This window comes from Bacillus swezeyi, from assembly GCF_001969815.1.
GTDB classification, from domain to species: domain Bacteria; phylum Bacillota; class Bacilli; order Bacillales; family Bacillaceae; genus Bacillus; species Bacillus swezeyi.
In genome coordinates, this window is record NZ_MRBK01000006.1 from 513,517 (window position 1) to 538,434 (window position 24,918).

Here is a 24,918-nt window from a genome sequence, read left to right on the forward strand (position 1 = left end):
GATCTACCCCTCCCTTTTTACTGAAAATAATTGTGCTTCTTCAAAAATTCCGCGGCGACGACAGAAGGCTCTTTCAGTTTTCCATCGACTTCATAATTGAGCTCCTGCATCGTTTCGGTGTCGATTTTTCCGATCAGTTTGCTGATGACACCTTCAAGTTCGGGATGCTCCTTCAGCACTTTTTCCGGCACGACCGGTGAACTGTCATACGGAGGGAAGAAGCGCTTGTCATCCTTTAATATTTTCAAATCATATGCTTTGATCCTGCCGTCCGTTGAATAAGCGAGGACGATATCCATCTTTCCGTTTTTAACGGCATCATAGACAAGGCCGATCTGCATTGGAAAGGTTGAACCAAATTCAAAGCCGTATGTTTGCTTAAACCCTTGATATCCGTCGCCTTTTCTTTTCAGCCAGGCATTGTCCACCCCGAGCTTCAGCTTGCCAGCGTCTTTTTTCAAATCGGAAATGGTTTCATAGTTTTCTTTTTCAGCCAATTCTTTTGTGATGGTAAATGCGTACGTATTATCAAAACCGTAGGAATCATACCATTTATAGTTAAACTTCTTTTTAAAATCTTTCTGAACGATTTTAAGCGCTTTTTCCGGATCTTTTTCCGCTTCCCTTCCAAGCGTGCTTGTCAGGTCTGTGCCTGAATAGCGCGTGGCTGAAATGTCGATGTCTCCGCCAAGCATTGCCTGATGCTGGACATAGTTTGAGCCGAGATTTTTAACAAGCGCGGTTTTTAAATCTGTGTCATGTTCGATCAGCTGAGCGAGCATATTTGCCATGATCTCAGATTCGGTAAAACTTTGCGATCCGATTTTGATTGTTTGACCAGAAGCTCCGCCCAGTCCAGGCAAGGCACAGCCGCTCATGAAGAGTGAAAACACAAGCATAAGAGCTCCGAACAAACTTAGTTTTTTCTTCTGCATAAAAGCCAACTCCTTATGATACTTCCTTCATCCCTTTCAATCCTTCAGGTGTGACTTTGTCTTCGGTTTTCGACAGGAAATAATCGATCAGAATAGCCAATATGGTAACAGGCACCGCTCCGGCGATAATATATTCGGGCTGGTAAAGGTTGAGCCCGATAAAGATATAATCCCCGAGGCCGCCGCCGCCGATAAATGAAGCGAGCGTCGCCCAGCCGATTAAATACACGGTCGATGTACGAATGCCCGCCATGATCACCGGAACCGACAGCGGCAGTTCGATGAGGCGGATTTGTTCCCATGCAGTCATACCGATTCCCTTTCCAGATTCCAGCAAATTTCGATTGACGCCTTTTACGCCTATATAAGTATTTCTTAGAATCGGTAGGACTGAATAGAAAAATAGCGCGACGATCGAAGGTATCTTTCCCACGCCGAGCAGCGGAATAAAAAATGCCAAAATTGCAAGGCTTGGCAATGTCTGAACAATATTGACAACGCCGATAACCGTACCTGCGCCTTTTTTCATTCTCGTCAAAAGAACCCCGAGCGGAACAGCCACAATGATGCCCAGCAGTACGGCAATGACCGATATATATAAGTGCTCCCATGTTTTATAAAGCATTTCTCCGCCATTCTTCTGTAAAAATTGAATCATTTGATACATGATCGATGCACCTCCTTCCATTAACTTTGGACAAGACTGTCTTCTTCGCCCCAAATAGAGTCGTAAACGATATCCACGAGGCTTGCCCTTGTTACAATGCCGACAAGGCGCCCATTTTCATCAAGAACAGGAACGTATTTGAACCCTCTTTTCAAAATTTTACGGACGGTATCCCTGATGAGTGTGCCTTCCTGAACAGAGTAAACGTCCTGACTCAGAACTTCTCCGACCGTCCCGGCTTTTTTGCGGTTTTGGTCAATGATTTCGACATCGATATACCCTTTTAAGACATGGTCTTCATCAACGACAAGCAATGAGTCAACACGCTGCTCCCTCATGATCTGAATCGCTTCAGAAAGGGTTTTTTCGCCTGTCACCGTTATCGGATTGGGGTTCATCACTTGTTCGACATGCTCGATATCAGGTCTTGACTGAAGCAGCCGCTCTTTTCCGATAAACTCCTCAACAAATTCATCCGCAGGATTGCGCAAAATCTCATCAGGCGTACCGACCTGAACGACCTCACCCGCACGCAAAATCACGATCCGGTCGGCGAGTTTAATCGCTTCATCCATATCATGCGTGACAAAGACGATCGTTTTGTTTAAGGATTTCTGCAGTTTTTTAAACTCTTCCTGAAGCGAATCACGGGTAATCGGGTCCAGCGCTCCAAAAGGCTCATCCATTAAAATCAGCGGGGGTTCGGCCGCAAGCGCCCGCAGCACTCCGATCCTCTGCTGCTGTCCGCCGCTTAATTCGTGAGGATAGCGGCTCAAATATTCCGGTCCCATGTCAACGAGCTGAAGCAATTCTTTCGCCCGCTCTTTACGTTTTTCTTCCGGCCATTTCAAAAGTCTTGGCACAAGAGTGATATTTTGCTGAATCGTCATATGTGGAAAAAGCCCGATCTGCTGGATGACATAACCGATTTTCCGGCGCAGTTCTACAGGGTCCTGATCCAATATGTTTTCTCCGTCGATGTAAATGCTTCCTGAAGTAGGTTCAATCAGCCGGTTGATCATTTTCATCGTCGTGGTCTTTCCGCATCCGCTGGGTCCGATGAAGACGATAAACTCTCCTTTTGCTATATCTAGGTTAATGCTGTTGACAGCTTTTTTTCCGCCTTTATAAACCTTTGATACATTCTCTAACTTCAGCAATAAACACACCTCCAACTATTATTTAAAAATTTCAACATCTTATTTATTATAGGATACACTTTGTAAAATAAAAAGTTTACAATGTGTTTAAAATACACGTATAAGACATAAAATAATATATTCATCAAATGAATATGCCGGAAATTCTTAATATAACGGCCGATTCCTTCATTTTTCTTTCATTTTAGTGTTTTCAATGGTTAACAAAATTATGATATATTGACAATAAAATCGGCTGTCTGAGAGGATGATGTGCTTTGGAAGAAAACGTTTTAAAAATGATTGAACAAGCTGAAGAACATTTTATAGAAAAAATCGCAGAAAATATGAATACGTATGGTATATCATCAACTGTCGGCCGTGTTTTGGGGATCATTTACATGAACAGAAAGCCGATGACCTTAAATGAACTGTCTGAAGCTACGGGCATGAGCAAAACAAGAATGAGCCAGGTTGTCCGCGAAATGCTCGATTTGAATATAGCTGAAAAAGTTTTTGAAAAAGGCGTCCGCAAAGACTTATACGATGTCGAACAGGATTATTATCAAACATTTATTTCATTGTTTACGGCAAATTGGAGCAAGGTCGTGAAAAAAAATCGGATGATCGGGAAAAAAATCAGAAGGGAGCTTTTAGAAGCGCTTGAGAAGGAATCGCTCTCGGCGGAAACGGAAGAAAAGATCAATGACCTTCTCGAGGAAACAAAACAATGGCTCGATTACTGTAAGTGGCTTGACAATCTGATCGCATTTCTCGAAAGTGAAGACGTTTTCAAGCATGTGCCAAAGCCATCATAGCCTTAAAAAAAGCTGCCTGTGCCGACTTTTCTGAGCAGCGAATGATTTTTATCATCAGCTTTAGCCGGCCATTATTGGAAACATGCCTTTCAGCCCCGTTCCAATCATGCCGACGGCCACTACTGCCAAAATCAGACCCATCAGCCTTGTAATGACATTCATTTCCATCTGTCCCAATTTGTTGCTGATCAGTGTTGAATAATGAAAGGCCGCAAAGGTCAGCAGGAGCACCGCGGCAATACCGGCGATCATTCCGCCAAAATGAAACAGGCTGCGGTTTCCGGCCGAAAGGCTCATGACTGTGGCGATTGTGCCGGGTCCCGAGATAATCGGAATGCTGAGCGGTGTCACAGAAATATCCTCTTTCTCCTTGCTTTCCCGATGCTCTTCATGATGCAGCGACTGAACATGTGATTGTTTGGCATTCAGAAGGTTATAGGCAATTCCAAAGATGAAAATGCCGCCTGCAACCCGCAATGCATGAATGTTAATGTCAAAAATCCGAAAGATCATTTCACCGAAAATCAGAAACGCGATCAGGATGAGAAAGGACAATATTGCAGCCTTTCTCGCCAATGCGGTGCGCTCTTCTGCTTGATATCCTTCTGTAAGTGCAAGAAAAATCGGCACATTGCCGATCGGATTGGTGACGGCGAACAATGAGACAAAAACGTGGATGATAAATGCAAACATATTGTCACTCCTTTCTGATGATGAAACATTTGACATAAAGCGGATATTCGATTTTCACCTCAGGTGATGGCGGATTAAACTTTCAAATATCTATTACATTCGGCTGCATTTTCATTTATAATGAATTTTCAGATAGGAAAAAATAACTATTTTAAAAGGAGAATTTATTTTTATGACATGTTCGAAATGCGGCCATCAAACAGATGGCGGAAAATTTTGCGAGAACTGCGGGACAAATCTGAATGCGGACAGCGAAAGTGTTCAGAATGCTGCAGGCAGCGAAAACGTTCAAAATGCCGCTGACAGATCGCAGTCCCAAAGGTATGTGGAAGCGACGAAAAAGGCATCCTCCATGTACTTTTCATTTTGTTTAAGGGTATTGAAGCGCCCGTACACAGAGATGAAACATGCGGGAGAACAGCATATTGCAAACAGCATCATTACGATGGCGGTGTTCGCCCTTGCCGTTTCACTGAGTTTTTATTTCGGTCTAAAAGGCTTTTTTGATTCTTTAGGACAATATAGCGGAGTCTTCAGCCAATCCTACGCTATGCCGACATTCTTTGAAATCGCCGTAAAGCCGGCTTTTACCTTTGCTATTTATATTTTCTTATTATTTGTTTTTACATACGCCGGTTTACGAATTCAGGGTGTACAGGCTTCTTTTAAAGAAGTGCTTGGACGTTTCGGAACTGTTCTTATTCCTTTCGCGGCTCTTCTGCTTGCTGCTTTGCTTTTATCATTGATGAAAACGTCATTGTTTTTGCATGTTTTATTTTTCGGCCTTTGCGGTGTTGTCTTTTTGATCCCTCCGGCCGTTCTTTACAGTTATCAAGAAAAAGCAAAAGGCGCTGTAGATATGATCTACGCCACACTGCTCGTTTATTTGATGACATTTATTGCAATACGTGTGATGGGAGATTTGTTTCTTGAATATCTGGGCGGGATCGGAGGCTCTATTTTGAGCCGGATGTTTTAAGCAAAAAGCCTTTTTTCCTGGAGGAAAAAAGGCTTTTTACTATTCTATTGATGTCAACAGCACCTTTCCGTCTTCGACAACGGCATGATATGTCCAATGATAGGTTTTTAACTGTGCGTTCCCATTCCTGATGATGTTGATTTTTTCAAGTGTTTTGATCGTTGCGTCAGATCCGTTTTGCTCCCAGCTCTTGACGCTGAAGTCGACGACTTCCTCTTCTGTATGGCTGCGATTTAATTTTGCGACCAGCTCTTTTTGATCAGCATAAAGCGAACTTCCTTCTTTCAAGTTGTCAGCGACCAAGTCAAAATCATTTCCGTTGATTGCATCTTGAAGGCTGTATAAATACTCTTCCACCGCTGAAGCGACTTTGAGGTCTGTCAGTTCTTCGCCTGCTGAAACATTTTTGGATGCTCCTTTTGCAGATGCCCATGCCGATGTATATTCTTGCGGCTTGTCATTTTTAATTTCTTTTTTGTTTTGGATGTCTATAAAGCTTGAAGGATCGTTTTTTTCGACAAGCCATTTTTTCTGATCATCGGAGTAGACCAGTGTATACGTATACCCATTTTCGTTTTCTTCCAAATTCGGAGCATTGTCATCGTCATAATAGGCTGATTTGTGCTTTTCAATTCCCTCGACATCCGTTTTCCACTTGCCGTCTTCGGTATATAGCCGGAAAGAATCAAGGTCAAATACGGTTGATAAATAGGTGTCTTTGTAATATGTGCTGGTGCTTTTAAATCCGTCTATCCTTTCTTTCAGATCGCTTTTATAAGATGGCGCGGCAACGGTCATTTCCTTGACATTTCCACTTGCGAAAGCTTTCGTCTCTTCTTTCGAATGTTTTACAATGCTATTCATCATCTGGTTCGTAAAATGTTGATTTGAAGCAAGGTTGACCTGGATTTCAGTACTGTCAATCGGCGTTTTCTTGCTTTTGAGTTTTCCCCAGGGAAATTCCGCTTCAACCGTAGCAGACATAGAACCGTCTGTCAGCACAGGACCAAATGATGCGCCTTTAAAAGGATTGATCTTCGTTTTTTGATCATTGATCCACAGCGTCCCTTTGATCTTTTCATAGCCGTCTTCGAATACGAGCTTTGCCTTATGGCCATCAAGATCCATATCAACGTCCGTATCGTTTTCTAATGCATTGACTTTTTCTGTTTTCGTCAGTTCGGTAAAATCGTTCTTCAGCTTTGCTTCCACATCATATACGCCCGGAAGATACGGCCCGAATTTTTTTTCAAAGTTTTCCTTTTGTGCTGTCATCACCTTTTCCCCATTAACAAATAGATCAGCGTCTTTATAGTTTGTCTTGATTGTTAAGTAGACGGGAGCTGCATTCAGCACATAGCGTTCATAGATGAAAAAGTGCCTGCCTGACCTTTCAATTGAAACCATTTGATTTTCATTATTGTTTTTTAATGAAGAGATGAGTTCCTTTTCTTCTTCCGGATGTTCTTTCAAATAAGTCATCAGCGGTTTGACGTTTTCTTCTGTTATGGTCAGATCGACATCTGATGATTGAAGCAGTTTCGCTGTTTTCTTTGCATCTTCATGATCGAGCGCACTTTCAAAGTCGCTGATTAATTTTTCCTTCGATGTCAGGTCCTCGCCGGTTTTGTAGCCTGCAAACAACAAGATACAGCATGCGGCAATTGCGGCCAGCATCATTTTTCTTTTCTTTGTCATTTTGGGCTTCTGCAGCGTCTCTCGATCATTCTGTTCTTCATGAGCTGATCGCCCGCCGTCAGTTCCAGTCCCGCAATGTTTACAAAACTGGGCCTTAGCCGTTAATTCACTTCCGCATTCTTTGCAAAAATTCATGACTTTCCTCCTATTTTCCGAACACACACATGATTATTTTATACTATATTTATCGTAAGGAGGAATTTATTTTTTAGCCCGGCGGAACTAAAAAACCAAACGAATGCTGGTCATCCATTTGGTTTGATAGGGCATGATTATTTTAAAAAGTATTTTTCGATATCATCAAGCATTAGATTCGCTGCAAGGACGCCTCCCGCTGTATTCCAGATGGCATCACTCACTTTATGAACGTTTCCTTTTTTAGAAACGCTTAAGTTTTTGAAAAGCGGATCATTGACATAGTCTTTCTCAATAGCGCTTGCTTTGTCATCACCTGTCTCATAGGTGTAATAGAAAAGCACATCCCCGTCCATATCAGGTATCTGTTCTTTTGTGACTTCCATTTGTCCCAAATCATTGGCTTCCTGGCCTTTCGGTCTAGCAAAACCGAGCTGGTCTAAAATCGTTCCGGCGAATGACGCTTTATGGTAAATGCGGGCATCAGCATCTGTAAAGCGGACGAGTGAGACTTTTTGTTTCACTTTGTCGCCGAGCTTGTCGTGCATGTCTTCGACTCGCTTATCAAAATCGGCGATGACTTTTTCTCCCTCATCTTTTTTATTGAGGGCTTCTGCCGACAGCATAAAGTTGTTTTTCCATTCTCCTGACAATGTTTCAGCAAAAACGGTCGGCGCAATCGCGCTTAATTTGTCGTACACTTCTTCCTGGCGCACTTTGTTTCCGATAATTAAATCCGGCTTAAGGCTGGCGATTTTTTCGATATTCGGAGCAGTCTCTGTTCCGACGTTTTCAACGCCGTCCATTTCATCTTTGATGTGGTCATACCACGGATCTCCAAGCCATGACTGCACGGCGCCGACCGGCTTGACGCCCAGGGCAAGCACAGCTTCTGTCGCTTCATTTGTCAATACGACCACTTTTTTCGGCGTACCTTTGATGGTTGCAGTCCCCATTGCATGTTTTACAGTATAAGAATCTTTGCCTTCGTTCTTGTCCGCAGATGTATCTGAATCTTTATTTCCGCAGGCGGCTAATAAAAGGAACAGCGCAGCAAACAGCGTAAACCATTTAAGACGTTTCATCACATTATGTATCTCCTTTTCTCAAGTGATTTTCATTATCAACTAGATTATATAATGAATCACACTAATGTCAATAAGAATTCCTATAAATCTTTTTTGCATAGTGCTAAAAGCCGCTTTATGACGGGATGTGCTTTTCCATATACAAAAACCATGCTTTGACATCGTCTAAAGCATGGTATTAAATTTTTAGCTCATTTATTGATTGAATTCATTAACTGGAAGAAGTATTCGGGTTTATGAGTCTTATTTAGATTATACCAAGAATGCAATGTATCTGGCGCAAATACGTCTAATTTTTTCAATACTTCCCTCGCAAATTCCAGGGGAGCTACTCCGGATGCAGTAACCAGATTCTCATCAGATACTGCAGATTCCATCTCATAAAATGTTTCTCCTTTATAATTAGGACAGACCGTCTTCATATACTCTAAGTCATTGCTTGTATGCTTTCTATCATCCAAGTATCCGCTATTCGCTAGTCCCACAGTTGCACCACAAATTGCAGCAACAATAGTGCCAAGCTTTAAAGCTTCGCCAATCTTTTTCAAGATCGCTTGATGAATATCTTCTCCCCAAGTATTCCCTCCAGGTAAAATTAAAAGATCTTTACTCTCAAGAGTACACTCATCAAGGGAAATATCCGGTTTTATACGCAGCCCTCCCATCGTAGTAATCATTTCTTTATTAGCTCCTACTGTAACTACTTTTAAAGGTGCTAAATCTTTTTTGAAGTATCTTCCTGAGTTTAGTTCAGCAATTAAATATCCATATTCCCAGTCTGACATTGTATTAAATACATAAAGATAAACTTTTTTTGTTTGCATCCAATAAACACTCCAATCGCAATTGATATTCCCTATTATAATTCAATACCCTGACAGCTATTGTCAGGGTATTGAATGACTTGATGAAATTTTTTTAATTCCGACAGAACTTCAAAACCTTGAATAGATTTGCCGTAACTTAAAAGTATTTCACAATTGGTATAGTCGGATCTGTCTTCCTACTTAGAAGCATGTATCTCTTTCCTTGGGAATTTAATTACATTTAAAAAAGCTTGGCCGAATCAAACGGCCAAGCTCTTTTTATGCTTACTTGTTCAAGTTGTAGAAAGATTGAATACCGTGGTATTGCGCAGTTTCAGCCAGTTGATCTTCGATGCGAAGAAGCTGGTTGTATTTCGCAACACGGTCTGTACGTGATGGCGCACCAGTTTTGATTTGTCCGGCGTTTGTCGCCACAGCGATGTCAGCGATTGTGCTGTCTTCTGTTTCACCTGAACGGTGAGAGATAACAGCAGTGTATCCTGCGCGTTTTGCCATTTCGATGGCATCGAATGTTTCAGTCAATGTACCGATTTGGTTTACTTTGATCAGGATGGAGTTGCCGACACCGTTTTTGATGCCTTCAGCAAGCTTTTTCGTGTTTGTTACGAAAAGGTCGTCTCCGACAAGCTGAACTTTTGAGCCAAGGCGCTCAGTCAGTAGTTTGTGACCTTCCCAGTCGTTTTCATCAAGACCGTCTTCGATAGAGATGATTGGGTATTTAGAAACCATTTCTTCGTACCAGTCAACCATTTCAGCAGATGTTTTCACAACGCCTTCGCCTGCAAGATGATATTTGCCGTCTTCTTTGTTGTAGAACTCAGAAGATGCAGCATCCATTGCCAATTTCACTTCTTCGCCAGGTTTGAATCCTGCTTTTTCGATCGCTTCAACGATTGTTTGCAGCGCTTCTTCGTTAGAACCAAGGTTTGGAGCGAATCCGCCTTCGTCACCAACAGCTGTGTTCATTCCTTTAGCAGAAAGGACTGCTTTCAGGCTGTGGAAAATTTGTGCTCCCATGCGAAGCGCTTCGTGGAAGTTTTCCGCGCCGACAGGCATGATCATGAATTCTTGAATGTCAACGTTGTTGTCCGCGTGCTCTCCGCCGTTTACGATGTTCATCATCGGTACAGGGAGTGTTTTTGAATTGAATCCTCCAAGGTATTGGTACAGAGGAATCTGTAAGAAATCAGCAGCAGCACGTGCAACAGCCATTGAAACACCAAGGATGGCGTTGGCGCCGAGTTTGCCTTTATTTTCAGTTCCGTCAAGCTCAATTAGCAATTTATCGATTGATACTTGCTCTGTCACATCAAAGCCAAGAAGCTCAGGGGCAATCAGTTCGTTTACGTTGTTAACAGCTGTTAAAACACCTTTTCCAAGGTAGCGGTCTTTGTCACCGTCGCGAAGCTCAACAGCTTCATACTCACCAGTGGACGCTCCGCTTGGAACGAGCGCACGGCCAAAAGCTCCTGATTCAGTGTATACTTCTACTTCAACCGTGGGATTACCGCGGGAGTCTAATACTTCACGTGCATAAACATCAACAATGTATGGCATGTTTATTTCTCTCCTTTAAATCTTATTTTTGAATTAATGAAGTTCCTGTCATTTCTTTCGGCTTTTCAACGCCGAGCAAATCCAGAAGGGTTGGTGCCAGATCCCCAAGAATTCCGCCTTCTCTTAGTGTCACGCCTTCTTTCGTGACGATCACCGGAACCGGGTTTGTCGTATGGGCAGTGTGCGGTTTTCCCTCTTCAGTAATCAGCACATCTGCGTTGCCGTGGTCGGCCGTGATGATCGCGTGTCCGCCTTTTGCAAGGATCGCGTCAACCACTTCGCCGAGACACTCATCAACCGCTTCAATCGCTTTGATCGTCGGCTCTACTTTTCCGGAATGTCCAACCATATCAGGGTTGGCGAAATTGAGGATGATCGCGTTATGATTGTCAGCCTCGATTTCTTTGACAAGCGCATCTTTCACTTCGTAAGCGCTCATTTCAGGTTTCAAGTCGTATGTTGCAACTTTAGGCGAATCGATTAAGATGCGTTCTTCACCCGGGAATTTCTCTTCACGTCCGCCGCTCATAAAGAATGTGACGTGCGGATATTTTTCAGTCTCGGCAATGCGAAGCTGTTTCAGCCCGTTTTGGGATAAAACCTCGCCGACTGTATTGTCGAGATTGACAGGCTTGAATGCCACATATCCGTCAACCGTTTCACTGAAATGCGTCAAGCAGACGAAATGAAGGTTTTTCGGATGCTTGTCTCCGCGGTCAAAATCACGGAAATCGTCATTTGTGAATGTGTTGGAAATCTGAATCGCCCGGTCAGGTCTGAAATTGTAGAAAATCACGGCGTCTTCGTCTTGAATTGTCGCAACAGGCTCACCGTTTTCCTTAGTAATGACGGAAGGAATGACGAATTCATCGTGAATGCCGTTTTCATAGGAATCCTTCACGACATCAAGCGGATTTTGGTATGACGGTCCTTCGCCGTATGCCATAGCGCGATACGCTTTTTCAACACGATCCCAGCGCTTGTCGCGGTCCATTGAGTAATAGCGGCCTGACAATGTTGCAATTTCACCGACGCCAATTTCTTCGATTTGCTCCTGAAGCTCTTTGATGTATGTCTCCGCTGTTTGCGGACCTACGTCGCGGCCGTCTAGGAAGCCGTGAATATAGACGTTTTCAACGCCTTCTTTTTTCGCAAGCTTTAAGAGCGCGTACAAATGACGGATATGGCTGTGAACTCCGCCGTCAGACAGCAGTCCGAACAGGTGGAGATTTGTGCCTTTTTCTTTCGCATGCTTCATAGCGGCAATAAATGTTTCATTCTGTTCGAATTCACCTTCGCGAATCGCTAAGTTCACACGCGTCAGACTTTGATAAACGATCCGCCCGGCGCCGATATTCAAGTGGCCGACTTCCGAGTTTCCCATTTGTCCGTCGGGAAGGCCCACCGCTTCTCCTGACGCTGTCAGCGTCTGATGGGGAAACTTGTTCCAATAGCGGTCATAGTTCGGTTTATTCGCTTGAGCTACTGCGTTTCCAACGGTTTCGTTTCGTAGTCCAAACCCATCTAAAATGATGAGTGCGGCCAGCTTGTTACTCATATTGACCTGCCTCCAATAATTGCACGAAAGACTGCGCTTCAAGGCTTGCGCCGCCAACAAGAGCACCGTCAATATCAGACTGCGCCATGTATTCTTTAATGTTCGCAGGTTTTACGCTTCCGCCGTATTGGATGCGGACGCTGTCAGCTGCAGCTTGTCCGAATTCAGCTTCTACGGTTTTGCGGATGTGCGCACATACTTCATTTGCATCTTGAGATGTTGAAGATTTTCCTGTTCCGATGGCCCAGATTGGCTCGTATGCGATGACTGAAGCAGCTACTTGTTCAGCTGTTAAGCCTGCAAGTCCTTTTTTCACCTGGTCAGCAACAAGCTCGTTCGTTTTGTTTGCTTCACGTTCTTCGAGCGTTTCACCTACGCAGATGATTGGCACAATGCCGTATTTGAAGGCAGCATGCGCTTTTTTGTTGACAGTCTCATCGGTTTCGGCAAACATTTCACGACGCTCGGAGTGGCCGATGACGCAATATTCGACTCCAAGGTCTTTCAAAGCTGCAGGACTGATTTCACCTGTGAAAGCGCCGCTTTCTTCAAAGTGCATGTTTTGCGCGCCGACTTTCAGGTCTGTGCCTTTTACAGCTGATGTCAGCTTTTCAAGGAACAGTGCGGGCGCACAGACAACAGCTTCTGCTTTATCTGCTGCGGGAATAGAAGATTTTACTTCTTCAACGAAGCTTACAGCTTCTGAAAGGACTTTATTCATCTTCCAGTTGCCGGCTATAATTGGTTTTCTCATGTGCTCCACTCCTTATGCAGTGTTTTGTGCTTATTTATCGTTTAATGCTTTTACGCCTGGAAGTTCTTTGCCTTCCATAAATTCAAGGGAAGCTCCGCCGCCTGTTGAAATATGGCTCATTTGATCGGCAAGGCCGAACTTTTCAACCGCAGCTGCAGAGTCTCCTCCGCCGATGACAGAGTATGTATCTTTTGCCTCTGCTAAGGCTTCAGCGACCGCTCTGGTTCCTTTGGCAAACGCGTCAAGTTCAAACACGCCCATCGGTCCGTTCCAAACGACAAGCTTGCTGTTTTTGATCACATCAGCATATGTTTCTTGTGTTTTTGCTCCGATGTCAAGCGCTTCCCAGTCGCTAGGAATTTCGCTGACCGGCACCATTTTCGTATTGGCGTCGTTTGAGAAGTCGTCTGCAACAAGCACGTCTTCAGGCATGTAGAAGTTTACGCCTTTTTCTTTAGCCCGGTCCATGAAAGACTTGGCCAATTCAATTTTGTCTTCTTCCAGCAGGGATTTTCCCACTTCATGTCCAAGCGCTTTGACAAATGTGTAAGCAAGACCGCCCCCGATGATCAGGTTGTCCACTTTCTCAAGAAGACTTTCGATCACGCCGATTTTGTCTTTTACTTTTGCTCCGCCGATAATCGCTGTAAACGGACGTTCAGGATTTGACAAAGCTTTGCCGAGCACTTCAAGCTCTTTTTCCATCAGGAAGCCTGCGACAGCCGGAAGATGCTCTGCGATGCCTGCAGTTGAAGCGTGAGCCCGGTGAGCCGCTCCGAATGCGTCATTGACGTATACATCCGCAAGGTCAGCAAATGCTTTTGAAAGCTCGGAGTCATTTTTTTCTTCTCCCGGATAGAAACGGACATTTTCTAATACGAGAATGTCTCCGTCTTTCATGTCGGCGATTTGTGTTTTTACTGCATCACCGTATGCTTCATCTGCTTTTTTCACGTCTTTGCCAAGCAGTTCGCCAAGTCTTGCGGCCACAGGAGTTAAACGGAGCTCTTCTGAAACCTGGCCTTTAGGACGGCCCAAGTGGCTTGCGAGAAGAACTTTTGCCCCCTGCTCTGTTAAATACTGAATTGTCGGAAGTGCAGCGCGGATTCTCGTATCATCCGTAACTTTCCCATCTTTCATTGGAACGTTAAAGTCAACACGGCAGAAAACAACACGGCCTTTTACATCAATGTCTTTTACTGATTTTTTGTTCATGACTCAGGAGTTCCTCCTTTAAATGAATTACAATCCTGAAAACGGAAATCCCTGATGTATATGGAAAAAGGGAAAGGGAGTGTGTATCCCCTTCCCTTGTCCGCTTTCATTATAGCGTTTCTCTCTTCAAGAACCAAGCCTGATTCTTTTCAATCTGCTTTCGGATTAAAGACCTTGTTTTGCAATGTAAGCGGCAAGGTCAACTACACGGTGAGAATATCCGCTTTCGTTGTCATACCAAGAAATCACTTTCACCATGCTGCCTTCCATAACCATTGTAGAAAGGGCATCGATTGTAGAAGAGTTAGCATTGCCGTTGTAGTCTTTAGATACAAGCGGCTCTTCGCTGTATCCAAGAACTCCGTTTAATTCGCCTTCTGCTGCTTCTTTAAACGCTGCGTTTACTTCTTCAGCTGTTACTTCTTTGTCAAGTTCAGCAACCAGGTCAACAAGTGATACGTTTGGTGTAGGAACACGCATTGCTCCGCCGTTCAGTTTGCCTTTCAGTTCAGGAAGTACAAGGGAAACGGCTTTCGCTGCACCAGTTGTTGTAGGAATGATGCTTTCAGCTGCCGCACGCGCACGACGGTAGTCTTTGTGCGGAAGATCAAGAATTTGCTGATCGTTTGTGTAAGAGTGAACAGTTGTCATCATACCGCGTTTGATGCCGAATTTGTCGTTAAGAACTTTTGCAAACGGCGCAAGGCAGTTTGTTGTGCAAGATGCGTTAGAGATCACTTGATGGTTTGCCGCATCATATTTATCTTCGTTAACACCCATAACAATTGTGATATCTTCTTCACTTGCTGGAGCTGAGATGATGACTTTTTTCGCGCCAGCTTCCAAATGTTTAGCCGCATCCGCGCGTTTTGTGAAGAAACCAGTTGATTCAACAACGATTTCAACGCCTTGTTTTCCCCAGCTTAGTTTAGCAGGGTCGCGTTCAGCTGTTACTTCGATCGTTTGACCGTTAACAACTAGGTTGTTTCCGTCTACAGAAACCTCTGCATCCAATTTTCCGTGTACTGAATCATATTGTAATAGGTGAGCAAGCATGTTAGCGTCTGTCAAATCGTTAACTGCTACAACCTCAACTTCAGGATTTTTCAATGCTGCGCGGAATACGTTACGTCCAATACGACCAAAACCATTAATACCGACTTTTACTGCCATGATGATTTCCTCCTTTAAGTAAATGAGAGATATTTAATATATATTGAGGGAAGAATCTTCCCTTAATAACTGTTTTGCGGCTCCTTCATCTGTAATCAGAATCGTATTGCGGGGTTTTTTAAAGTAAGCCTCAATGGCGCCCGCTTTTGATGAGCCTCCCGCCACTGCAATAATGTTGGGGATCGAGTCAAGATCCTCCAGCTGAATGCCGACGCTGTGCACTTTGTGGATGACCTCTCCGTGACGGTCAAAATAATAGCCGAACGCCTCTGCAACAGCTTTATTTTCTTCTATCGTCTTCAAATCTTCCTCAGGTGTATTTCTTCGTTCTGCCATTGTTTTAGCATCCCCGATTCCATGAATCACCATACTGGACGATTGAATGGTCTGAAGCACTTCTTTAATAGAAGGTTCCTCAATAATAGAAGAATATGCTTCTTTGCTTAACTGGCCCGGCACAAATAACAGTTTGTATGTACCGGAAGCTTTCTCGGCCATATGGGCGCAGATCGTATTCGCCTGATTTCTGACGTTTTCACCGAGTCCGCCTCTTGCAGGAACAAAAAGCAGCTTGCGGTTTTTCGAGTCAGGCTTCATCATTTCGGCTACGGCTTCCAGGGTCGTGCCTCCGGTAACGGCGACGATATTTTCCCCTTTAAACCTGTTTTTCATGCATGTGACAGCCGCTCTCCCCATCTCTTTTTTGACCCATGGGGAATGGTCGCTGTCTCCTGACACAATGATGACCTGTTCGAGATTCAACCTCTCTTTTAATGTATTTTCCAAAAGGGTCAATCCTAAAACGTCCTTCATTGTATCTTCAAGGATTTTCAGCAGGTCAGATCCTTCAGGTGTCAGTGTCATGCCGGTCGTTTTGATTTCAAGGAGATTTTGCTCTTTTAAAAACTGAACCTCCGCCCTTAAAATCCGCTCGCTTATACCGAGACTGGCGGCAAGACTTCTTCTGCCGATCGGTTCAGTCAGCCTTATGTACTGCAGAATTTCGTACCTTTTTTGCATGACATCGAGTAGATCCGGCAATAATTTTTTTTGAGCCTGTATTAGTTGATTCATGCCAAAACGTTCCTTTCATCTCAACATGGACATTTTATGTCCCGCTATGACTGAAAACGTCCCACCTCAGCCAAAAAAAAATTGCTCCTGCTTTCATTTATTATTTTAACAGGGTTAAAATGTTTATTCAACTGTTAAGAAACATTTCCTCGACAATATTCGCACAGTTGTCACACCTGGTTTTTCTATTCTAATGATGTTTCTCTCATCTTTATCTTATGCAAATGTTATCAAAAAGTGAATCCGCCATAAAAAACAGCTTGCCCGCCAACGCTTGTATTCATCGTCACAGCTGCGTTTCGGCGCTTACGAATGATAAAAAAAGAACGGCGGCTAAACGTCCTGTCCGAACGCCGCCGTCATGACATCCTGTGAAAAACAAGCAACGGCGGTTATCCAAAACACCGCCGTCAATGTCCTGTGTAAGTCAGGCCCTGGACTTGAAGCGTTTTCAAAAAAAGTTTTGGTTTTTATAGAGTGATGCTGTTGCCGACAGTCCTGAGAAAGCTTGACCACTTTTAAAACGTTTCATTTTGTCCAAAGCTTTTCGATCTCTTCCAGCGATTTATTCTTGGTTTCAGGACAAATCGTGACAACAAACAGAAAGCAGAGAATGTTGATGACTGCAAAAATCCAGAAGGTATACGCAAGGCCTAATGAGCTGATCATCATCGGTACAAATTGTCCGATCGCCCAGTTGGCTCCCCATAAGAAGATGGTCGCAATGCCGGCGGCGCGCGCCCGCAGGTGATTCGGGAATATTTCAGAAATCATAATCCATGTGATAGGTCCGACCGATACACAGAATGCGGCTACAAAACCCAAAATAAAGAAGACCAGCATGAATCCGTCTGTTAATTGAAAATAAAAAGATGTACCGATTAAAATCATAAAAATAGCCATGAAGGCGGAGCCGATGGACATCAGCTTTTTACGTCCGACCTTATCAATGAGCAGAACTGCAATCACAGTAAAAATGACTTCTACGACACCGACGACACAAGTTGTAACAAATCCGGCATTCTGTCCGAATCCCATCATTTTAAATATTTCCGGCCCGTAGTATGTGATGGCGTTCATGCCGATGACCTGATTGAACAGCGCCAGCAAGATCCCGATGAACAGCGCCTTTCTGAGGCCCGGCTTAAAGAGCTGGGATAATGATCCCATCTGTTCTATCTTCAATGAATTTTCAATGTTCTCTAATTCTTCTTTTGCAACAGCTTCCCCATTAATGCGTGTAAGAATCCTCAATGCTTCTTTTGTTCTTCCGGCTTTGGCCAGCCATCTCGGGCTTTCCGGCACAACCAGGAGCACAAGGAAAAAGATAACGGATGGAACCATTCCATAGGCGAGCATCCATCTCCAGCCGGTGTGTACGCCCCATTCATATGTACCGGATCGCTGGACGGCAAGATTGATAAAGTAGGTCGCGGAGATGCCCAAAATCGTAAAGAGCTGATATAAGGAAGATAAGCTTCCGCGGATGGCAGGCGGCGCCGCTTCTGTAATGTACGTGACAGACAGTGATGAACCCATGCCGATCCCTAAACCGCCGATGATTCTTGCAATGATTAAAATCGACACGTCTTGAGAAAGGGCCGAAATGATCGCGGATATCGCAAACAACAGAGCCGCCGTCATCAAGACTTTTTTCCTTCCGAACCGGTCGCTTAAGAAACCGGAAATTCCGACTCCTACAACGCCCCCAATCATAATGCTGGATATCACAAGGCCTTCCATAAAAGGGCTCAAGCGGTACAGATCTTTCAGAAAACCGATTGCGCCGGATATGACTGCCGTATCATATCCATACAATAAACCGCCGAGTCCCGCCGCACACGAAATCAAAATGACAAATCCCATTGAATGGCTTTTGGAAACTGGAACATTCGTTTCTGCCTGAGCTGGATGATTTGCCTCTCCTCCTGAGAATTTCAATAAAGCGCTTTCAATACGGGGTCTTGTTGTCCGTACATATCTTATAATCAAAGAATACAAACCTAAATTAGTACGTACAATTATAGAATAATTATATTTGTATTTTCTGTCAATATTTTTATAGATTTATTGCTCTGTTATATTGAAATTTATGTGTCCACATGTAGAGGAATAGATATACTAAAATACGATCAAGGCAAATCCATTTCAAAATAAAAAAAGCAATGGACGGGTTTTGCCATTCCATTGCTTTTTGATCTCCGTTTTATCCGTTTTTCCATACATCTGCACTGATTTCAAAGGAGCGCAGTCTATCTGCATGATCATATGTTTCCGAGTTAATCATGATTTCATCCGCCTGAGTGGTTTGGATAAAGTCTTCAAGCTTTTCCTTCACTTCTTCTGGCCCTCCGATGATCGTAGAGCTGAGCTGTTCATTTACCATTGCTTTCTCACGCGGCGTCCAGATTTGGTCCATATCATCGACAGGCGGCTTGAGCTGGGTCGGCGCTCCCCTGACAAGGTCTAAAAATTTCTGATAGTGCGATGTCGCAAGGCGCTGCGCTTTCTCGTTTGTATCAGCGGCTATGACGGTCACTCCGACCATCGCATACGGTTCGTCCAATACACCGGGCTTAAATGAGCTGCGGTACAGTTCTAAAGCAGGCACCGTATTTGCCGGCGAAAAATGAGCCGCAAACGCAAACGGCAAGCCGAGCTCTCCCGCAAGACGGGCGCTGAATCCGCTGGAACCGAGCAGCCAAATCGGCACATCAAGTCCTTCCCCCGGGATCGCACGCACATGATGTCTCACATTTCCGGACGGTTTAAAATAATTGCGCAGCTCTTCCAATTGCTCTGGAAAATCTTCGCCGCTGTTGAGGTTCCGTCTTAATGCCCGCGCTGTCAATTGATCCGTTCCCGGCGCCCGGCCGAGCCCCAAGTCAATTCTTCCGGGATAGAGCGACTCAAGCGTTCCGAATTGCTCCGCAATCACAAGGGAAGAGTGGTTCGGCAGCATAATACCGCCCGATCCGACGCGAATCTTCTCTGTTCCTCCGGCAATATAGCCGATCAAAACAGATGTGGCCGAACTCGCAACACCATCAATATTATGGTGCTCAGCCAGCCAGAACCTGTGATAGCCCCATTCTTCGGCATGGCGCGCCAAATCCATGGAATGTTTAAAGGATTGGGCCGCATTTCCGCCTTGTACGATAGGAGACAGATTCAATACGGAATACTTTGTATTTTTAAAATGCTGTGCTGACATTTTTTCTCCTTCTTCCTGATGAGTATTGTCATTAGAACGATAACACAACAGGGATCATGATTTAAAGAAATTAGTTCGATTGATATCGAACTAATATTCAAAAAGCTTGCCTCCTTGTTGCGGAGGCAAGCAAAGTTAACCATTGACATTAGGCTTTCGCCCTTTAAACAGATAAGCGACGGTAATGAACATGTATATTCCCGCCGTGACCAAGGTAATGACGATCGAAGTTGTTAAAACGACGCCGATTAATATCGCCGTCAGCGCAAGAATCGCCAGCCAGGTCGTATAAGGAAACCACTTGACATGATAGCCTGCCGTTACGGTCTGACCGCGTTTTCTCGATTTTAAATGGGCAATGGCGATCAGCATCCAAATCATCAGGACCGTATAGCCGAGAGAGCCCATCAAATAATCAAATGTTTGGCTGCCTGCGAATAGAGAAAACAATACACCTACATATAAGAAAGACGTACATAACAAGATCGCATAAACCGGCACTTTTTTGGCGGACAGCTTTGAAAAGATTTTCGGCACCCGGCCGTCTGAAGCCTGTGTATACAAAATACGGGATGCGCCGTAAAGTCCGGAGTTCATAGAAGAGATGATCGCCAATAAAATGACGGCATTCATCAAGTGATCCGCTCCGGGAATCCCGATCATCTTAAAGACCATCACAAAAGGGCTTTCTGACACACCATTGACTTGATTCCACGGAATCAGACTGACAATAATGAAAAATGGAAGGAGATAAAAAGCAATAATCCGTGTCAGCGTGCTGCGGACGGCTCTTGGTACGACCTGCTCCGGGTTTTTCGTCTCCGCCAAGGTCACACCGATGATTTCAGTTCCTCCATATGAATAGATAACGACTAACATAGCCGTGATCAGCCCGCCGGCGCCATTCGGAAAAAAGCCGCCATGATCGGTTAAATGAGAAAATCCAACTGCAGTATGATTGCCAAATGAGAAAAATAACAAAATAAATCCGGCTATAATAAAAACGACAATCACCGTGATTTTAATCAAAGCGAGCCAATACTCCGTCTCTGCAAAGCTTTTGACAGAAAGTAAATTCACGCTGGTGATGACAAGAGAAACAAACAGCGCCAGCACCCAAATCGGCACTCCCGGCAGCCAATATTGCAAAAATATCGCGGCGACGACAGCCTCTGCTGCAATATTCAGCACCCACATTTTCCAATAAATCCAATCTAAAAAATAAGCGGCGTACGGCCCTAAAATCGATTGAACCAGGTCCCTGAATGTCCTGGCTTCACGATGTCGAACAGCCATCTCCGCGAGCCCCTGCATAATGAACAGCAAAACCACCCCGCCGATCAGGTAGGCGATCAATACGGAAGGCCCTGCTAAATCTATCGCTTTGCTGCTTCCTTTAAATAATCCCGCTCCGATCGCTCCGCCCAGCGCCATCATCATAATATGACGGGCAGTCATCGTGCGCTCAAGCTTCTCTATTTCTTTCTCCATCTTTCATTCACTTCCTCTATTTAAAATAAAAAGGCTCATCGTCTCTTTTTCTTCTTCTGAAGATAAAGAGACGATGAGCCTTTGAAGCCAACCGCGGTACCACTCTTATTGATTCTATGACTAGAATCCAGCTTTCTTTAGCACAGCCCGCGCTGCGCTATACCCGATAACGAAGGTTAACCGTAAAGCCTTCAGGAATTGATGTCTTTCCCTTTTAGCTAGTCCACTCCCGGGCGAGTTCAAAGATTCATTAGACTGCGTCGCACCAACCCGCAGCTCTCTTTGCCAATGATGATCTTTTACTGCTCCCGTTCTTCGTGTTTTCTCTGCCTGAAAATATATTCATATAATATACGTTCTTATTTTCACTTTGTCAATACGAAAAAGTGTAACTAAATTTTAAAATTTAAATTTTTCTTTATTTTCAAGGAGAATTGCCTTTTCTATTAAGAAATGCAAGAGGATAAGAGCACAACTTTATCTTACTTAGAGAGTTTAAGATCGAAGAATGAAGAAAAAATCAGCAGATATCCTCCGAAAAAAATAGTTAAATTGAAATATTATTCAAACTTTACAAAATATTTTAACGATGATAGAGTGTGAACCGAATCATGATATCAGCTAAAGGAGGAAAAAACATGAGAAGACTTTCGTTAATGGTGATCTTGTCCGTTTTGACCCTCGTCTTCAGTTCATCATCAGTCAGCTTTGCAAAGGACATTCCCGAAAATAGGTATACTTCGCCTACGGATGCCGAATTTAGCCAGATTGAACAAATCTTACAGGACGCTGATGTCCAAACCGACAATTTGCAGAAGGAGTATGGGGTGATTGTCAATGACCCTTCCGAAAAAGTCGGCATCATTTCAGACATCCCTGCTGAAAAAGATGACTGGAGCCATGTCAGCTTCAATTCATACTATGTCGACCTCAGCAGCGGCACATTAATCGCTGAAGTGCAATTTCATTTTAAACAAAACGATGACGGTACTTCTGTGACCGAATACAAAAATCTAACGAATGGCGGAAAGTATTTCGTCAAACTTGATAAAGACGGAAATGTAATCGATGAAGAAACAGTCGGCGACATGTCGATTTTATGGAAATATTAACCTGATGAATACTCCCTTTTAAAAACGCCCTTTTACGGGGCGTTTTTTGCATCGATACATATTTTCAGAAAGCATTAAATTTTCGTGTCCATGGTCATTCAATGCTTTCTTTTGAAGAAAATGTCGGGCTTGATGACATCTCGGATTCATGATCGGACAGGTTATTGCGATGTTAAAGCACAGGCGATCATCCTTCTTTGTATAGGGGGATATCATCTTCATTTAAGCACATCTTTTCGCTCCTGATTCGACAGTTGCTGAAAAAACCCTGAAACATTTTTTCAGGGTTTTTGATGATGGGGCTCTATGATACATTCTGTCTCCCTGTGTCATCCAAAAAAATATCTTCAAGCGATGGTTCATCGACATGAATCCTGTAAATTCCCACTTTGCAGTTGGTTAGTACTCTGACGATGGCAGGGATTTTGTCTTCTGAATTCACGACGATCGAAAGCTCATTGCCCCGAAATTCAACCTGCTCGCCGGCGGATTCTAAAAAACCGTTGATCAGACTGTAATGCTGTTCAGGAATATCCGAATGCCGGATCTGAACCGTAATGTTTGACATGAAGTGTTTCCTTAATTCATCAAGCGTACCTTCTTTTAGAATACTGCCATTCTTCATAATGGCAATCCTTGTACACATTTTCTCGATCTCATTCAAATTATGGGATGTCATAAAGATCGTCTTTCCTTCTTTTTGCAGATCCATAATCAGTTTTTGTATGTACAGGCCCGATTCGGCATCAATACCGGATGTCGGTTCATCCAAAAAGATTAATTCAGGATCATGAATGATCGCTTGGGCAATGCCTAGCTTTTTCTTCATGCCAAATGAATATGCGCCCGCTTTTTTATCGTCATGCTCCAGCAGTCCGACTCTTTCTAAAACGGCTTTGCACTGCGTTGTTGATACGCTTTGGCCGTTTAGCTTGGCGAAATATTTTAAGTGCCCGACCGCCGTCAGTGAATCATAAAGGGTTGAATAATCCGGGAGCACCCCTATGCGATGCTTCACTTTTTCGATCGAAGATTCGTTTAATAAACGAAAGCTTCCTGCAGATGGCTGAATGATCCCTGTGATCATATTAATAAATGTTGATTTTCCCGCCCCATTGCGGCCCAGGAATCCGTAAATCTCGCCTTTTTTCACCTGAAGATCAACATGATCGACGACCGTTGTGGCGCCGTAGCTTTTCATCAGTCCGTTTGCCTCGATCACCATCTCCATTATAAATCTCTCCTTTTAAATAAAACGATTGCTCCGAACAGGACCGCGAGTGCGTAAATCAAGTCGATAAGGATGAAATAGCTTCCAAGATCAGCGTAATAGTAAGGTGTAACATATTTAAACGAGCTGATCATGACATTCTCAGAGTTGATAGCCCAAAAGCTGAGGGCGGGAAAGAAAAGGGCAAATACAATTCCGAAAAATATGGACATAGCAGGCTTGGAAAAAATAACGGAAAATAGCAGATTTAAAGCAATTGCAGCTGCAAGAAATGCCATACATTCAACAGCTCCGAACCAAAAAAATGTTCTGGAAACCATCATAACCAATAGGAAAGACGCTGTCATACAAATGATCCAAAATAACCAGACTCCTAAAAATTTCCCCACTATAATCTTGGTGTGCGAAGTTTTCGTCACAAGAAATCTAATGGTGCGCGAATTGACTTCCCGGTTGATCATATCATGGGATAATCCCGAAATAATCAGAAAACCAAACAGAAAGACGATGACGGCTATTCCGGCTTCGTTCGGGTTATCACCCAAGCCCAAATCGCGGATAAGATCGGCCGGTGCGTTTTCGATGAGCTCCGCAACTTTATAGCTCACCCAAAAAATAATGATCATGATAATAATTGATTTGATACTTTTAAAAAGACTTTTAAATTCATTCAGACAGATGGCCCACATGACGTGTCACTCCTTTACTACCTTCCATTATAGGGAGTGAACATTATCGGGAAATAATCATATCCTTAACTTTACCTTAAATCGTTGAACTTCCCCTATACTGGAAGATGTATCATAGCAGAGACTAACCTAAAAGAAGGAAATTAAATTTGTTTAAAATCAGCGAGTTCTCCAAGCTGAGCCAAGTCCCTGTAAACCCTGCGCTACCATGATCAAATGGGATTGTTAAAACCGACTCATACTGATGCAGAAACAGACTGCCGTTACCATACGGCATATCAGCTTTTTCCATTGAATCGTATTTAGACCTTTAAAGAGCTGGGGTTCACACTTTAACAGATTGGCCATCTCTTGGATGAAGATGTTTCAACGGATCAGAATCGCGGCATGTTTCGGCTGAAAAAAGCCGAGATTCAGACGCTGCCGGAAGAGGAGCAGGCACGCCTGCAATGGATAGAAGAACGGCTTGAACAGGTAGAAAAGGAAGGACGTTTTGTAACAGAGTTCGAGGTCGTTCTCGAAAAGCATGGAGCTGGTTTCTTTGCGACAACAGACTTCACTGAGGCGAATTCCCGCTCTCTTCGAACAGTTGAATGTTCAATTGGTGAATATATCAACATCTTCACTTCCTCAGGATCGTTCTTTGGCATGGTTGTGAAGAATGTGAGGATGAAATTGATTTAGAAGCAGGCTATCTGATCAAACGGCCACTTTCTGCACACCTGCATAACGGTCGGAAGTCCCTATGATGGCGGCTCTATTGCACCGCTGCCGCCCGTCAAGCCCTTGCAGCGCAAGTGCTCATTTAGCCGGTTGGGATTGAACAAAATGGTATCGAATGAAGAAAAATGCACCGCTCCGCGAAGTGTTT

Annotated in this window: 22 protein-coding genes and 1 other annotated feature; of the genes, 4 read left to right on the forward strand and 18 right to left on the reverse strand. The window is 43.8% G+C overall.

Translation table 11 applies throughout. The annotated features are described in order from the left end of the window. Positions 1 to 17: 17 nt before the first annotated feature. Genes opuCC through BTA30_RS08765 form a run of 3 tightly spaced genes read right to left on the reverse strand, consistent with a single transcriptional unit; the run spans position 18 to position 2,762 of the window. Positions 18 to 935: an osmoprotectant ABC transporter substrate-binding lipoprotein OpuCC gene (gene opuCC, locus BTA30_RS08755; RefSeq protein ID WP_076760854.1), complete on the reverse strand. Its 918-nt coding sequence runs from the start codon at positions 933 to 935 to the stop codon at positions 18 to 20. 13 nt (positions 936 to 948) lie between these two features. Next, a complete protein-coding gene (locus tag BTA30_RS08760) occupies positions 949 to 1,602 on the reverse strand; it encodes an ABC transporter permease (protein ID WP_076760855.1) in 654 nt (217 codons plus the stop codon). A 20-nt stretch (positions 1,603 to 1,622) separates the two neighbouring features. After that, positions 1,623 to 2,762 (reverse strand): betaine/proline/choline family ABC transporter ATP-binding protein, encoded by a 1,140-nt coding sequence (locus BTA30_RS08765; RefSeq protein WP_076760856.1) that lies wholly within the window; start codon positions 2,760 to 2,762, stop codon positions 1,623 to 1,625. 278 nt (positions 2,763 to 3,040) lie between these two features. Between BTA30_RS08765 and BTA30_RS08770 the strand changes: the two genes are divergently transcribed. After that, positions 3,041 to 3,559, forward strand: coding sequence for a GbsR/MarR family transcriptional regulator (locus BTA30_RS08770; RefSeq protein ID WP_411813141.1), 519 nt, complete (start codon positions 3,041 to 3,043; stop codon positions 3,557 to 3,559). Positions 3,560 to 3,619: 60 nt separating this feature from the next. On the opposite strand, the gene BTA30_RS08775 is transcribed toward BTA30_RS08770, so the two are convergent. Beyond that, positions 3,620 to 4,252 carry an NAAT family transporter gene (locus BTA30_RS08775; protein ID WP_076760858.1) on the reverse strand — a complete coding sequence of 211 codons (633 nt, stop codon included), beginning with the start codon at positions 4,250 to 4,252 and terminating at the stop codon, positions 3,620 to 3,622. Between the two features lie 172 nt (positions 4,253 to 4,424). On the opposite strand from BTA30_RS08775, the gene BTA30_RS08780 reads away from it, so the two are divergent. Beyond that, positions 4,425 to 5,231 (forward strand): zinc ribbon domain-containing protein, encoded by an 807-nt coding sequence (locus tag BTA30_RS08780; protein ID WP_076760859.1) that lies wholly within the window; start codon positions 4,425 to 4,427, stop codon positions 5,229 to 5,231. Between the two features lie 39 nt (positions 5,232 to 5,270). Here BTA30_RS08780 and BTA30_RS08785 read toward each other — a convergent pair whose 3' ends face one another. From BTA30_RS08785 to BTA30_RS08840, 12 genes are all read right to left on the reverse strand, one after another. Then, complete coding sequence (locus BTA30_RS08785) at positions 5,271 to 7,064, reverse strand: zinc ribbon domain-containing protein (RefSeq protein WP_076760860.1); 1,794 nt, start codon at positions 7,062 to 7,064, stop codon at positions 5,271 to 5,273. 137 nt (positions 7,065 to 7,201) lie between these two features. Next, complete coding sequence (locus BTA30_RS08790; RefSeq protein WP_076760943.1) at positions 7,202 to 8,149, reverse strand: ABC transporter substrate-binding protein; 948 nt, start codon at positions 8,147 to 8,149, stop codon at positions 7,202 to 7,204. A gap of 194 nt (positions 8,150 to 8,343) precedes the next feature. After that, positions 8,344 to 8,976, reverse strand: a complete 633-nt coding sequence (locus BTA30_RS08795; RefSeq protein ID WP_076760861.1) for a type 1 glutamine amidotransferase family protein — start codon at positions 8,974 to 8,976, stop codon at positions 8,344 to 8,346. Between the two features lie 267 nt (positions 8,977 to 9,243). Continuing rightward, complete coding sequence (gene eno / locus BTA30_RS08800) at positions 9,244 to 10,536, reverse strand: phosphopyruvate hydratase (RefSeq protein ID WP_076760862.1); 1,293 nt, start codon at positions 10,534 to 10,536, stop codon at positions 9,244 to 9,246. 22 nt (positions 10,537 to 10,558) lie between these two features. Further along, the gene (gpmI, locus tag BTA30_RS08805) at positions 10,559 to 12,094 is read right to left on the reverse strand and encodes a 2,3-bisphosphoglycerate-independent phosphoglycerate mutase (RefSeq protein WP_076760863.1); all 1,536 of its coding nucleotides are present in this window, start codon (positions 12,092 to 12,094) and stop codon (positions 10,559 to 10,561) included. Beyond that, on the reverse strand, positions 12,087 to 12,848 hold the full coding sequence (tpiA, locus tag BTA30_RS08810) for a triose-phosphate isomerase (RefSeq protein WP_076760864.1): 762 nt from the start codon (positions 12,846 to 12,848) through the stop codon (positions 12,087 to 12,089). Before tpiA ends, gpmI begins: the two co-directional genes overlap by 8 nt. Positions 12,849 to 12,878: 30 nt before the next feature. Continuing rightward, on the reverse strand, positions 12,879 to 14,063 hold the full coding sequence (locus BTA30_RS08815; RefSeq protein WP_076760865.1) for a phosphoglycerate kinase: 1,185 nt from the start codon (positions 14,061 to 14,063) through the stop codon (positions 12,879 to 12,881). A gap of 165 nt (positions 14,064 to 14,228) precedes the next feature. Continuing rightward, a complete protein-coding gene (gene gap, locus BTA30_RS08820; RefSeq protein ID WP_076760866.1) occupies positions 14,229 to 15,236 on the reverse strand; it encodes a type I glyceraldehyde-3-phosphate dehydrogenase in 1,008 nt (335 codons plus the stop codon). Positions 15,237 to 15,269: 33 nt separating this feature from the next. Beyond that, positions 15,270 to 16,310, reverse strand: a complete 1,041-nt coding sequence (locus BTA30_RS08825; RefSeq protein WP_076760867.1) for a sugar-binding transcriptional regulator — start codon at positions 16,308 to 16,310, stop codon at positions 15,270 to 15,272. A gap of 528 nt (positions 16,311 to 16,838) precedes the next feature. Beyond that, the gene (gene araE / locus BTA30_RS08830) at positions 16,839 to 18,176 is read right to left on the reverse strand and encodes an arabinose-proton symporter AraE (RefSeq protein WP_239693679.1); all 1,338 of its coding nucleotides are present in this window, start codon (positions 18,174 to 18,176) and stop codon (positions 16,839 to 16,841) included. A gap of 340 nt (positions 18,177 to 18,516) precedes the next feature. Then, on the reverse strand, positions 18,517 to 19,524 hold the full coding sequence (locus tag BTA30_RS08835; RefSeq protein ID WP_076760869.1) for an LLM class flavin-dependent oxidoreductase: 1,008 nt from the start codon (positions 19,522 to 19,524) through the stop codon (positions 18,517 to 18,519). 135 nt (positions 19,525 to 19,659) lie between these two features. Next, complete coding sequence (locus BTA30_RS08840; protein WP_076760870.1) at positions 19,660 to 21,015, reverse strand: amino acid permease; 1,356 nt, start codon at positions 21,013 to 21,015, stop codon at positions 19,660 to 19,662. Between the two features lie 63 nt (positions 21,016 to 21,078). Then, positions 21,079 to 21,340: a binding site (T-box leader), on the reverse strand. A gap of 313 nt (positions 21,341 to 21,653) precedes the next feature. Here BTA30_RS08840 and BTA30_RS08845 point away from each other — a divergent pair. Continuing rightward, the gene (locus BTA30_RS08845; protein WP_076760871.1) at positions 21,654 to 22,127 is read left to right on the forward strand and encodes a lipocalin/fatty acid-binding family protein; all 474 of its coding nucleotides are present in this window, start codon (positions 21,654 to 21,656) and stop codon (positions 22,125 to 22,127) included. A gap of 304 nt (positions 22,128 to 22,431) precedes the next feature. Here the strand turns inward: BTA30_RS08845 and BTA30_RS08850 are convergent, their stop codons facing one another. Further along, a complete protein-coding gene (locus BTA30_RS08850) occupies positions 22,432 to 23,358 on the reverse strand; it encodes an ABC transporter ATP-binding protein (protein ID WP_076760872.1) in 927 nt (308 codons plus the stop codon). Then, the gene (locus tag BTA30_RS08855; protein WP_076760873.1) at positions 23,358 to 24,047 is read right to left on the reverse strand and encodes an ABC-2 transporter permease; all 690 of its coding nucleotides are present in this window, start codon (positions 24,045 to 24,047) and stop codon (positions 23,358 to 23,360) included. The genes BTA30_RS08850 and BTA30_RS08855 overlap by 1 nt, the downstream gene beginning before the upstream one ends. Before the next feature lie 351 nt (positions 24,048 to 24,398). Here BTA30_RS08855 and BTA30_RS08865 point away from each other — a divergent pair, with 351 nt between their 5' ends. After that, on the forward strand, positions 24,399 to 24,731 hold the full coding sequence (locus BTA30_RS08865) for a hypothetical protein (RefSeq protein WP_076760874.1): 333 nt from the start codon (positions 24,399 to 24,401) through the stop codon (positions 24,729 to 24,731). Positions 24,732 to 24,918 lie beyond the last annotated feature (187 nt).